General features: G+C 65.1%; 9 protein-coding genes. 3 read left to right on the top strand and 6 right to left on the bottom strand.

What is annotated here, in order from left to right; all coding sequences use genetic code 11:
• Positions 1 to 35 precede the first annotated feature (35 nt).
• Together ABEA50_RS23795 and ABEA50_RS23790 are read left to right on the top strand one after the other, a co-directional pair.
• Positions 36 to 1,505, top strand: coding sequence for an NCS1 family nucleobase:cation symporter-1 (locus ABEA50_RS23795; protein ID WP_345498037.1), 1,470 nt, complete (start codon positions 36 to 38; stop codon positions 1,503 to 1,505).
• 257 nt (positions 1,506 to 1,762) lie between these two features.
• Complete coding sequence (locus ABEA50_RS23790; protein WP_345498035.1) at positions 1,763 to 2,962, top strand: YdcF family protein; 1,200 nt, start codon at positions 1,763 to 1,765, stop codon at positions 2,960 to 2,962.
• An 80-nt stretch (positions 2,963 to 3,042) separates the two neighbouring features.
• Here ABEA50_RS23790 and ABEA50_RS23785 read toward each other — a convergent pair whose 3' ends face one another.
• Both ABEA50_RS23785 and ABEA50_RS23780 read right to left on the bottom strand, forming a co-directional pair.
• Positions 3,043 to 4,323, bottom strand: a complete 1,281-nt coding sequence (locus tag ABEA50_RS23785) for an ATP-binding protein (protein ID WP_345498033.1) — start codon at positions 4,321 to 4,323, stop codon at positions 3,043 to 3,045.
• A gap of 182 nt (positions 4,324 to 4,505) precedes the next feature.
• Positions 4,506 to 5,381, bottom strand: coding sequence for a siderophore-interacting protein (locus ABEA50_RS23780; RefSeq protein ID WP_345498031.1), 876 nt, complete (start codon positions 5,379 to 5,381; stop codon positions 4,506 to 4,508).
• A gap of 411 nt (positions 5,382 to 5,792) precedes the next feature.
• Here ABEA50_RS23780 and ABEA50_RS23775 point away from each other — a divergent pair, with 411 nt between their 5' ends.
• Positions 5,793 to 6,587: an SDR family NAD(P)-dependent oxidoreductase gene (locus ABEA50_RS23775; protein WP_345498030.1), complete on the top strand. Its 795-nt coding sequence runs from the start codon at positions 5,793 to 5,795 to the stop codon at positions 6,585 to 6,587.
• 82 nt (positions 6,588 to 6,669) lie between these two features.
• Here ABEA50_RS23775 and abc-f read toward each other — a convergent pair whose 3' ends face one another.
• From abc-f to ABEA50_RS23755, 4 genes are all read right to left on the bottom strand, one after another.
• A complete protein-coding gene (gene abc-f / locus ABEA50_RS23770) occupies positions 6,670 to 8,298 on the bottom strand; it encodes a ribosomal protection-like ABC-F family protein (RefSeq protein ID WP_345498029.1) in 1,629 nt (542 codons plus the stop codon).
• A gap of 287 nt (positions 8,299 to 8,585) precedes the next feature.
• Positions 8,586 to 10,430, bottom strand: a complete 1,845-nt coding sequence (asnB, locus tag ABEA50_RS23765; RefSeq protein ID WP_345498028.1) for an asparagine synthase (glutamine-hydrolyzing) — start codon at positions 10,428 to 10,430, stop codon at positions 8,586 to 8,588.
• Between the two features lie 174 nt (positions 10,431 to 10,604).
• Complete coding sequence (locus ABEA50_RS23760; RefSeq protein WP_345498027.1) at positions 10,605 to 11,171, bottom strand: YbhB/YbcL family Raf kinase inhibitor-like protein; 567 nt, start codon at positions 11,169 to 11,171, stop codon at positions 10,605 to 10,607.
• A gap of 229 nt (positions 11,172 to 11,400) precedes the next feature.
• Positions 11,401 to 11,868, bottom strand: a complete 468-nt coding sequence (locus ABEA50_RS23755; protein WP_345498026.1) for a L,D-transpeptidase — start codon at positions 11,866 to 11,868, stop codon at positions 11,401 to 11,403.
• Positions 11,869 to 11,919 lie beyond the last annotated feature (51 nt).

Raw genomic sequence — 11,919 nt, 5'->3', positions numbered from 1 at the left:
GCGCAGTGGGGTGCTGGCAGTAAGAAGGACATCCGATGACCGAAACTCAGGTACGGCAGCCCGACGAGGGTGCGCCCGGCAGTTCCACGCTGGTCAATGACGACTTGGCACCCACGACCAAGCAGACCGCGACCTGGCGTACCTGGGACATCTTCTGCCTCTGGATGACCTCGGCGCACAGCATCGCCAGCTACGGCTTCGCCGTCGGCATGCTGGCGTTGGGTTTGACCGGTTGGCAGACGATGCTCGCGCTGCTGGTCGGAGTCCTGCTGCTGTGGGCTGGCAGCAATCTCGTCGGTGTCGCGGGGCAGAAGGTCGGGGTGCCCTTCCCGGTCTTCGCCCGCGCCACCTTCGGGGTGTTCGGCGCCAATGTGCCCGCACTGCTACGGGCCGTGGTCGCCATCTTCTGGTACGGCATCCAGACGTATCTGGCTTCGACCGCGCTCATGGTGCTGATCCTGCGGGTGGCGCCAGGACTGTCGTCGTGGACCGAATCGAGCTTCCTCGGTTTGTCGACGCTGGGTTGGCTCGCGTTCCTCGTGCTCTGGGCGGTGCAATTGGCGATCCTCAATTACGGCATGGAAGTGGTGCGCAAGGCCTCGGACTTCGCCGGACCCGTGGTGTGGATCGGAATGATCGCGCTCGGCGTCTGGATTCTGAGCAAGGCCGACTGGAGTATCGACTTCAACGCGCGCAGCGGTGAGCCCCTCTCGGGCGGAACAACGATCGCCGCGTTTGTCGGGGTCGCGTTCTTGATGGTGGCGTTCATGGCGGGACCGCTGGTGAACTACGCCGACTTCGCCCGATTCGCGCCCAGCGAGAAGGCGGTGCGGCGTGGCAACGCATGGGGCATTCCGTTCAATGAGACCGCGTTCGTGGTGATCTCGATCATCATCTCGCTGGCCACCTTGAAGGTGTACGGCAAAGTGTTGTCCGACCCGGTGGAGTTGGTGTCGGATATCGACAGCGATGTCATCGTCATCGTGGCCGCCATCCTGTTCGCCACGGCCACCGTCGGCATCAATGTGGTGCTCAATTTCGTGTCCCCGGCCTACGACATCTCCAATGCCGCACCGAAATACATTTCCTTCCGCACCGGCGGAATCATCACCGCCGTCCTCTCGATCCTGGTGCTGCCGTGGCAACTGTGGCAGAACCAGAATTTCATCATCTACTTCCTCGGCGGCGTCGGCGCACTGATGGGTCCGGTCTTCGGCATTCTCATGGTCGACTACTACCTGGTCCGCCGCCAACGCACCGTCGTCGCCGAGCTGTACTCGGATTCCCCCGAAGCCAGCTACCACTACACCCGCGGCTTCAACCCGAAAGCGTTGATCGCACTGGCTATTTCAGGGACCGTCGCGGTTGTCGTCGCACTCGCATTCGACTCGCAGTCGGTGACCGCACTGTCGTGGCCGGTGGGCGCGGGTCTCGGTGCGCTGATCATGTATGCGTTGTCGAGGCGCTCGAACGGGACTGCACCGGAGCCGCCCGCCGCTGCGTGATCGTCGCGGTCACGACCTCGAACTCGCGAAATACTGGTGATAGGGCTGCACCATCGTGCCACCGGCCGAGCTGCCGTTCGCCGGTGGCCCTGAGCCGCCGCGGGTGCCGGTCGGCAGCGGAGGGGATTCGATGCGGTCGATCGGCGGCCATCCAAACCATGGCTGGGCGTCGAATAGAACCGTCCCGATCAATCCGCTCGCGCGGTTTCGATCGGTGCCGCGCGAACGTGCTGCCGTCGTCCAGGATTTGAGAGGTCATGTCCGACAGACAAATCGAGATCGAGATCGCGAGCGAGGTGCGTCCAGTGGTCGCTCGCGCGCAGCAAATGATTCGGCCCGCGCTGTTCGCGGGGGTGGCGGTTTTGGTCGCGCTGTGCGTCATCGAAGCGCTTCGCGAGCCGGGAACCGCCGTTGGCGCGTTGATACTCGGTGTCGGCCTTGCGGTGTGGGGGACGCTTCGAATCGTGCGGGATCCGCGCCGGGTCAGTAATGCCGTCATTCTGTTGGCGGCGGTCGCCGCGCTCACGGTGTGGGTACTCGTGGCGTTCTCCCGGATGCAGTCCGAGTGGGCGATGCTGGCTGGGGTCGCGCTCTGTCTGGTCACCCCGCCGGTCGCGCTGTTGGTAGTCGGGGTGGGACTGCTGGTCAACGGAGTTGTCGTGACCCGTCGCGAAGGCGTACGCATCGCCACGCTGACCGCTCCCGTGGTCGGGGTGGGGCTGTTGGCCGTCGTCGGCGCCTTGTATGTCACCGTCGGTCCAGTCCATCTGCCGATCTGGGTCGTCGGCGCGGCGATGGCGTGTCTGCTGCTCGGTCTGCTTGTGGTGGTCCAGCTCGTGGCGTTCACCGTGTACGCCGTGCTCTACGGTCGCCTGGCCCCCGATGTCGACGCGAATGTGATTGTCGCACTGGGATGCGGGCTCGCCGGGGATCGCGTTACCCCGTTGCTGGCCTCCCGCCTGGATCGGACCGTCGCCGCCTACGACGCGGCCCTCGCCGCGGGTGCGAACCCGACGGTCGTGGTCTCCGGTGGTCAGGGCCCCGGCGAAACGGTGCCCGAAGCGGACGCGATGGCCGACTATCTGGTGAGCGCAGGACTACCTGACAGCGTGATCGTGCGAGAACGGTGCTCCCGCAACACCGACCAGAACCTGCGTCTCACCCGCACCGCACTGCGCGAGCACGGCCTCGAACCCGACGACTACAGGTTCACTGTGGTCACCAGCGATTTCCACGTTATGCGTTCGGCCGAGCTGACTCGCCGCGTCGGCATGAACGCCCACGTCGTCGGTGCCCGCACGGCCTCCTACTTCGTCCCGACCGCGTTCCTCCGCGAATTCGTCGGTGTACTCGCGATGCACCGCCGAGGCAATCTTGTTGTCGCTTGGGCGATTATCGCACTCGTGGCGGTACTCACCATCGTCTCCTACCTACCGATCGCGGTGGTACGCGACTAGCTTCGCCGGTGGTCAGTCCCGGCACTGCGCGGTGTGCCGCCAGTTCGGCGCGACGGTCTGTCGTCACAGTGACGATGAAACTATCCGAAAGGTGCGCGCCTGCCGGGCGTCCCGCATTCCCACAGAGCGCTGACCGGAACGGCCAGCATTTTCGGTCCGAACGTCTGGGTTTGCTGCCCGGTGTGTAGGACGATTCCGACCTGGAAGTCGTCGCCGATCCGGTCGGACAAGTGTCGCAGGCCGCGAAAATCACCGGAGTTGACGGTGGATGCTGCCTTCACTTCGATGCCGACCACCTCGCCTCGCCGGTTCTCCAACACGGCGTCGACCTCGATCTGGTCCCGCGTGCGGTAGTGGAAAAGTTGGGCTTCCTCATCCGACCAGGTCAGTTGGCGCGCGAGCTCCATGGTGACGAACCCCTCCAACAGCGGACCGAATTGTCCGGTGGGACGGGCGAGGCTGCGGGCGTCCGCGCCGATCTGATGCGCCGCGATCCCGGAATCGACGAACGCGAGTTTGGCGGTGGCGGTGGCGCGGCTGTTGATATTGCGTGACCACGCGGGAATCCGCTTGATCAAAAAGACCTCTTCGAGCAGGGCGACATAACGTTTGATGGTCGAAACACCAAGTCCGAGTTCATTACTCAAGGTCGCCGCAGTGAACGGTTGGCCCGAACGTGTGGCCAGCATCTGGACGAGTGCGCGCATTTCCGTCGTCCGCTCGATATCCGATAGTTGCTGGATATCTCGTGCGATCAGGTCGCCGACGTAGGAATTGAAGAAGCTACGTCGACGACGTTCGTTCGTACGGGCTACTGCCTCGGGAAAGCCGCCGCGCACCAGCCGTTCGGCATATTCGTGCCTGGTCACGGTGGAACTATGGCGTAAACGGTCGCCTTGCTCGAAGGCGGCATCGATGAACCCGTCTGGCGCCCCGTCGACTTCTCCCTGAGAGAACGGCCAAAGTTCGATGGTCTCCATTCGGCCGACCAGAGTGTCCGGCAGTGCGCGGAGTCCAAGTATTCGCGCCGAACCAGTCAGTAGGTAGCGCCCCGGTCGCGGGTCGGCATCCACCTGGGCCTTGATCGACAACAGCAAATCGGGCGCACGTTGGATCTCATCGATGACCATCAACGTGGGAGCGTCGACGAACCCATCCGGATCGTCGATCGCTGCTCGACGCGAGAACGCCGTGTCCAGATCGCGCCACTCAGCGGCTCGCCCTTTGGCGACAACCCGAACCAGAGTGCTTTTTCCGCTCTGGCGTGCACCGTTTACCAGGACAACTCGGGTGTCGCCCAGTGCGGCGACCATGATGTCTTCAGCGTGTCGAGGCAATGCTTTGCCGAGGAGAGTCTGCATGCGCGTTCCACGATGCTTGGTTTCAGGTGGTCGATCTGCCGCAAGGCTTCTGGTTGATCTGCCATGCTACATGTGGTTGATCTGCCGTACTGCACGTGGTTGATCTGCCGCCATCTAGCTGGTTGATCTGCCGCAAGTCGAATCGGTGGTCGGCTGCGGACGTCGGCGGGTGAATTCAGCTGTTACAGCGTCAGTTCGATGCGTTCGCGCAGGTCGGGGTCGACCATGTTGTGGCCTTCCTCGGCGGCCTTCTGGTAGCGGACCAGATTGATGGAGTCGAGTTGGGTGCTGTCTTGGCCTGCCTTCCAGTAGGCGGCGGCGTGCAGGTCGTCGCGGTCGATGTGCCAGTCGTCGAGGATGCGGCGGCGCAGGGTGCGCACGACGGAGGCTTCGGCGCCGAGCCACACCTGGGTGCGGCGGGGTGGGGTCGGGTGCTGGTCGAGGGCGGTGGTGAGGTCGGTGACCCAGTGCACGGTCAGGTTGTCGCGAGCCGGGAGCAGGGCGCGGTCCTGTTCATGGGTGACGGTCAGGTAGGCCTCGACGGGCGCTGTTGTGTCGAGGGATTCGGTGATAGCGGCGACAGCGGGAAGTGCGCTGGCGTCGGCGACGAACAGGAACGCCTCCGCTCCGTCGCCGACGGCGAATTCGCGTCGCATACCGGCCAATCCGATGAGCGATCCCGGTGCGGTGGCCGCGACCCAGTCCATGGCGACGCCGGTTGCGTGCTCGGCAACGTCGAACTCGAGGCGTCGCGCGGCGGCGTCGTAGGCGCGGACGGTGAAGGCACGCAGTACCGGCTGGACGGCGCCTTCGGGCCAGAACGGCAGCCCGTCTTCGCCGCGTTGGGGAAAGTCGACCCGGCCGTGGCCATCCGGTGGTATTAGGAGCTTGAAGGCGTCGGCGGGGGCGGGGTCGGCGTATTCGCCGAATTCGTCGCTGCTGACGGTTACTCGACGGAACCCGGGGGTGAGTTGCCGGACGGACTCGACTCGGACGGTGATGGAGAACGGTCGGTTCGCGGTGGAGAGGGCGCGAATCTTTTGGCGAATGCCAGGCATGGGTGCACTGTCCTTGTCGAAGATGCTGTGGGGCAGGTGGATTCAGCAAATCACCGCGCATGGCATCCGCCCGCCGACTCGTTATTAGGCTAGCCTAACTACCGAAGGTCGGCGATTCAACCCCGGGACAGGTGCGGTCTTGTGCCGGTCCACGCTAGCGCGCGACCGATGCGGGTGCCGGTGGCATCGGTTACCGCATCGGGCACACCGGCGACGTCGGGCAGCGTCACCGGCAGATTCCCACCTGCGGGTCCTCGGATGTCGCCGTGGTTGAACGCGACGCCGCACCGGAACCGAGTGGGTGTCTCGGTGAGTCCCGGGTCGTGAAGTTGCCGAGCCCTGACCCGAGTGGGTGGGCCCCAGGCGGTGTGTGGTGCGGGGTAAGTCGGCGGCGTAGCGCAAGATAGGGGGATGCGAATTGATCTTTCCGGACGGCGTGCGTTGGTTTCCGGATCCAGTCAGGGAATCGGCCTGGCGATCGCCACGGAATTGGCGAGAGCGGGTGCGGCGGTGGTGGTCAATGGACGAGGCCGCGACAAGACCGAGCAGGCGTGCGCAAGCGTTCTCGCCGAGGTACCCGACGCGCAGGTGTCGGCCGTCGCCGCCGACCTCGCCACCGAGGCGGGTGCGCGGCAGCTGGTCGAGCAGGTCCAGGATCTCGACATCCTGGTGAACAACCTCGGCATCTTCGGCTCCGAACCCGCGCTGGAGATCACCGACGACGAGTGGCGCCGCTACTTCGAGGTGAACGTGCTCTCGGCGGTGCGGTTGATCCGAAAGTATCTGCCGGGCATGAAGACTCGGGGTTTCGGCCGGGTGCTGAACATCGCCAGCGATTCGGCGGTGGTGACGCCGATCGAGATGGTGCACTACGGAACAACGAAGACCGCGCTGCTCGCGGTGACCCGTGGTTACGCGAAGGACGCGGCGGGCACCGGGGTCACCGTCAATTCGGTGATGGCGGGACCAACGCACACCCCGGGCGTCGAGGACTTCGTGCGCGAACTGGTGGGCAACGACCTGCCGTGGGACCAGGCCCAACGCCAATTCATGAAGGACCACCGCCCCCAGTCGCTGCTCCAACGCCTGATCGAACCCGTCGAGATCGCGTCGATGGTCGTGTATCTGAGTTCGGAATTCGCATCGGCAACGACCGGCGGCGCCGTCCGCGTAGACGGAGGATACGTGGACTCGATCCTCCCCTGAGCGGGCAGTGCTCCATCAGATCAACAGGACAGGGGTGCGGTAATCGCGGTCGTTGACCGCAAGGGCGTCCTGATGATCGTGGTTAGGTGGGGGTGGATTCTTTTAGGTGGCCGTTTTTTAGGGTGAGGTGGCGGGTTATTTGGGTTTTTGCTAGGAAGTGGGGGTCGTGGGTTACGGCGATGAAGGCGCCCTGGTAGGAGTTCAGGGCTGCTTCCAGTTGGGCGACGGTCTGTAGGTCTAGGTTGTTGGTGGGTTCGTCGAGGAGCAGTAGTTGGGGGGCGGGTTCGGCGAACAGGACGCAGGCCAGGGTGGCGCGGAGGCGTTCTCCGCCGGAGAGGGTGTGCACGGGGAGGTGGGCGCGGTCGCCGCGGAAGAGGAAGCGCGCCAACAGGTTCATGCGTTCGGGGCGGGGCATGGTGGGGGCGAAGGTGGCCAGGTTCTCCGCGACGGTGCGTTCCTGGTCGAGCAGGTCCAAGCGTTGCGACAGGTACGCCACGCGGCCCTCGGCGCGCTTGATCTCGCCGCTGTCCGGTGTCGATTCGCCGCTGATGATCCGCAGTAACGTGGACTTTCCTGCCCCGTTCGGTCCGGTGAGCGCGATGCGTTCCGGGCCGCGAATGCTGAGATTCGCGCCGTCGCCCGCGAAGATTTCGCGCTGCTCGAAGCGAATGCGCATGCCCTCGCCGACGAACACTGTGCGCCCGGCGGGAACATCGGTGTCCGGTAATTCCAAGGCGATCGTCTGTTCCGCACGCAGTGCGCGCTCGGCACTGTCGAGCCTGCTCTTGGCGGCATCGACGCGGGCGGTGTGGGTTTCGTTCGACTTGCCCGCCGACTCCTGCGCGCGACGTTTGCGCGCGCCCGCGAGGATCTTGGGCAGTCCGGCGTTGCTGACATTGCGTGCGGCGTTGTTCGACCGGCGAGCGGAGCGTTCGCGCGCCTGCTGCTTTTCCCGTTTTTCCCGCTTCACCTCCTGCTCCGCGGATCGGATGTTCTTCTCGGCCACTTCGCGCTCGCTGCGCACGGAGGCCTCGTATTCGGTGAAAGTGCCGCCGTAGTAACGGAGTTCGCCGCCGTCGAGTTCGGCGATCCGGTCCATCCGATCCAGCAACTCGCGGTCGTGGCTGACCAGCAGCAGACACCCGTTCCAATCGGCGAGCACGTCGTAGAGCCGGTGGCGCGCGTCGAGGTCGAGGTTGTTGGTCGGCTCGTCGAGCAGCAGCACGTCGGGTCGACGCAGGAGTTGTGCCGCGAGGCCGAGCGCGACGATCTGTCCGCCGCTGAGCGTCTGCAGGCGCCGGGTGAAGGACAGTTCGCCGAGTCCGAGGCGATCGAGCTGGGCGCGGGTGCGTTCCTCGATGTCCCATTCGTTGCCGATCGTGGTGAAGTGCTCGGCGTCGGTGTCGCCGGACTCCACCGCTGCCAGTGCGGCGAGAACCGGTGCGATACCGAGTATTTCGGCGACGGCGGGGGTGCCGGTCAGCGGCAGGTCCTGCGGCAGATAGCCGAGCACGCCGTCGACGGCGACGCTGCCACCGGTGGGTGTCAGCTCACCGGCGATGAGGCGAAGCAGGGTGGTCTTTCCCGCGCCGTTGGGGGCGACCAGACCGGTGCGGCCGCCGGGCACGCTGAAGGAAAGGTCTTCGAAGACCGGGGTGTCGTCCGGCCAGGCGAAGGAAAGGGCAGACGAGACGACGAAGGTATCGGGCATGGCGAATGGCCTCGCAGAGTTGTGCGGGTATGGGTGAACGACGACATGGCCACCTCGGCGAGCGCTACCCCGTGGGTGCGCGCCGGTGGCCGTCAGAACCGGGTATTACCCGGCGACGTCGAGTTCACCAACCATGTCTGTGCTCCTCGGTGCGACAGTTTCCGACCTGACGATAACAGCCGAAGCGCCCGCCGCGGTCTCGCCACCACGCACAGGTGCTCCGCACACGTCGGTGCCCGGCTCGAACAGCGTCGAGTCGGGCACCGCGAATCAGATCACCTCGGCACTCAATCCAATTGCAGCTCAGGGGAGTACAGATCCAGCCAGTGGTGTAGGTCGAGCACACGATCGAGTCCGGTGCGCACGTCGGAAGCCATCCGTGCCAGGTCGCCGTCCACCGCGTTCTGCACCCAGGTTCGGTCGACGAGCGCGAAGACAGGACTGTCGGGCTCGGACAGGATCTCCTTGACCTGTTGGGCGAGTCCGGCGGCGTAGCCGGGGTCCTGAGTCGACGGGTAGGGGCTCTTGACCCGCTCGACCACCGACTGCGGCAGTACATGCTTGGTGGCGTGGCGCAGCAGGCTCTTCTCCCTGCCGTCGAAGGTCTTCAACGCCCACGGCGCGTTGTACACGTACTCCACCAGCCGGTGGTCGCAGAACGGGACGCGGACCTCGAGTCCGACGGCCATCGACGTGCGGTCCTTGCGGTCGAGCAGCATCCGCACGAACCGGGTGAGGTGCAGGTGGCTGACGTTACGCATCCGGTGTTCGACTTCGGACTCGCCGTCGAGGTGCGCTACCTCGTCCACCGCCGCGCTGTACTGGTCGGCGATGTAGTCCTCGACCTTCAAGCGGCGCAGCAGGTCTCGGTTCAAGAGATTGAATCGACTGTCGCCGGTGAGCGAATTCTGGAAGGCCATCCATGGGAAGGTGTTCGCGCGCACGGCCGTGTCATCGTGGAACCAGCGGTAGCCACCGAAGATCTCGTCGGCCGACTCGCCGGACAGTGCGACCGTCGACTGCTCGCGGATCGCCTTGAACAGCAGATACAGCGAGGTATCCATGTCACCGAGTCCGGCGGGGATATCGCGTGCGGTGATCACGGCCCTGCGCACCGAGGGGTCGGTGAGGTTGCCGGGGTTGAGCATGACGTCCTGGTGTGCCGAACCCACCAGCTTCGCCACTTCGCGGACGAACGGTGAGTCCGGCGTATCGCGCATCTCGTCGGGTTGGAAGCTCTGCTCCTGGTGCAGGAAGTCGACGGAGAAGGTGCGCAACTGCTCACCCTCGCGAGCCAGCCTCGCCGCGGCGAGACCGGTGACGGCGCTGGAGTCGAGGCCGCCCGACAGTAGCACGCACCGGGGGACATCGGAGATCAGTTGCCGGTCGACGATGTCGGTCATCAGGTCGCGCACGTGTGCGACGGTCTCGTCGCGACTGTCGTTGTGCGCCACCGCGTTCAGTTTCCAGTAGGTGCGGGTCCGCAAGCCCTCGCGGTCGACGGTGACGAGTGTGCCAGGCAGCACCTCGTGCATGCCCTTCCAGAGCGACCACCCCGGAGCCTTGGTCATGGCGAACAGTTCGCGCAGCCCGTCGGTGTCGACGACCTTGCGGGCCAACGGATTCGCCAGGATCGCCTTGGGCTCGGAGCCGAACAGCACGCCGTCGGCGGTGGGGTAGTAGTAGAAGGGTTTGACGCCCATGCGGTCGCGGATCATCACCAACTTCTCGGTGCGCTGATCCCAGATCGCGAACGCGTACATGCCGTTGAGATGGTCGACGACAGCGTCACCCCATTGCAGGTAGCCGTGCAGCACGACTTCGGTGTCGCTGTCGGTGTCGAAGGCGTGACCGAGGGCGCGCAGTTCGGCGCGCAGTTCGGTGAAGTTGTAGGTCTCACCGCTGTAGACGAGGGCGACGTCCCCGTTGGGGGTGGCGACGCTCATCGGTTGGCTACCGCCGGGGAGGTCGATGATGGCGAGACGACGGTGGCCGAGGCCGCCGTGCTCGCGGACGAAGGTGCCTGCTCCGTCGGGCCCGCGACAGGCCATGGTTTCGGTCATCGCGTCGAGGGTGGAGCGATGGTGCGTGAGGTCCGAATCGAAGGAGACCCAACCAGCAATACCGCACATGCGCTACCTCCAAAGTCTTTAGTGAAGCAAACTATATGTAACTCCGGTGTAACACAGTGCGATGGTTTTGTCGAAGGTTGATGGCCGAAAGTGCTTCCAGCAAACGGATTTTCGTCGCTTTCGTCCCTATTGTGCGTGTTGTGTGAGCGTGTCGTGGACAGCGGCCCTTGTCGGTCAGCGGCGCTCGTAGACGCCGACGATTCGCCCGCGAGCACTCGCCTTCGCCGCACCCATGACCGCACGTGGTTTCGCCGATTCCGGTGTCCTGCGCCCGACCCGGTGCACCGCCTCGGGCAAGGCGAAGAGTTGGAACACATACCGGTGCGGGCCGTGGCCCTTGATCGGTGCGGGGCCGTGATACCCGCGGCCGACCACCGAACGCAGAATGCGGACACCGCTACCGGGGCTCGCCGCGCTCAGCGCCCCCTGCGCCAGTTCGGTGACGGTCGGTTCCAGCAGGGCGACACAGTGCACGATCGGCGAACTCATCGGCGCGTCCGGGTCCTCGACCACCAGCAAGAGCTGCGCGGTATCGCTGGGAATGCCCGACCAGGCGAGCGCGGGGGACCGGTCGTGGCCGCCCGCGCGCTTCGCGGCATGCACCTGATCGAGCGCGCTCTCGTCGGCGAAGTCGGGGCTGCTGATCGGAAAGAGGGATTCGGCGGCGAGATTCGGCAGGCACCAGGCGAGCCCGTGCTCGCCCGCGCGGCGGTTTCTGAGTAGCTTGCCGAGGATCGCCATCGAATCTCCTTGAGGTGTGGGTCGTTCCGATGCCAGGTCACACCTCGGACAGGAGGGTCGAACAGGGGTTTCGCCGCGGCGGAGGAAGGCCGTTGGTGGACGGTGGCGTTTCATTATGCGGCCGAGTTACCCGTGCGGCACACAGCGGGCGCGCACACGAAATGGTCCGGCGCAGCGACCACCGCTGTGCCGGACCATGTTTCGAACTGTCGTGTCCGCTAGCTCGCGGTCACGGCACCGCCTCGACCACGTCACCCACCTGGAGTTCGCGGAAGAACGTCGAGGCGCCGTCGTGGGTCATCCTGATGCAACCGTGCGAGGCCTCCTGCACCGGACCCTCGTGGAAACCGATGTCACCGTTGAAGAACACCGCGTACGGCATCGGTGAATTGTGCAACGTGCTCCAATGGTGCTCGTTCTTGTGGAACACGGCGAAGACTCCCGGCGGAGTCTCATAGCCCGGCCTGCCGTGCGAGATTTGCGTCGGGCCGTAGGTGACCTTGCCGTCCCGCATCAGCCACGCTTCGTTCGTCCCGAGTCGCAGACATGCCCTCGCCTCGGACGAACACGGCGCGACCACGGGCAGCGGTGGGATCAAGGCGGGAACGCCGGGGATATCCGGACCGCCCGGCCAGATCGGTTCGGCCTGTGCCGGGACGATCGGCAACAATCCTGCCGCCGCGATTCCCGCGAGCACGAACAGTCGTATCGGTCTATGCCGTAAACGCTTCTTTGTCGACCCGGATAG

Source organism: Nocardia callitridis, assembly GCF_039543305.1.
Classification (GTDB): domain Bacteria; phylum Actinomycetota; class Actinomycetes; order Mycobacteriales; family Mycobacteriaceae; genus Nocardia; species Nocardia callitridis.
This window is presented reverse-complemented; position numbering and strand designations above follow the sequence as displayed.

Coding starts and splice junctions, on each gene's coding strand:
- ABEA50_RS23795 (WP_345498037.1), top strand. CDS start 36: ATGACCGAAACTCAGGTACGGCAGCCCGACGAGGGTGCGCCCGGCAGT.
- ABEA50_RS23790 (WP_345498035.1), top strand. CDS start 1,763: ATGTCCGACAGACAAATCGAGATCGAGATCGCGAGCGAGGTGCGTCCA.
- ABEA50_RS23785 (WP_345498033.1), bottom strand. CDS start 4,323: ATGCAGACTCTCCTCGGCAAAGCATTGCCTCGACACGCTGAAGACATC.
- ABEA50_RS23780 (WP_345498031.1), bottom strand. CDS start 5,381: ATGCCTGGCATTCGCCAAAAGATTCGCGCCCTCTCCACCGCGAACCGA.
- ABEA50_RS23775 (WP_345498030.1), top strand. CDS start 5,793: ATGCGAATTGATCTTTCCGGACGGCGTGCGTTGGTTTCCGGATCCAGT.
- abc-f (WP_345498029.1), bottom strand. CDS start 8,298: ATGCCCGATACCTTCGTCGTCTCGTCTGCCCTTTCCTTCGCCTGGCCG.
- asnB (WP_345498028.1), bottom strand. CDS start 10,430: ATGTGCGGTATTGCTGGTTGGGTCTCCTTCGATTCGGACCTCACGCAC.
- ABEA50_RS23760 (WP_345498027.1), bottom strand. CDS start 11,171: ATGGCGATCCTCGGCAAGCTACTCAGAAACCGCCGCGCGGGCGAGCAC.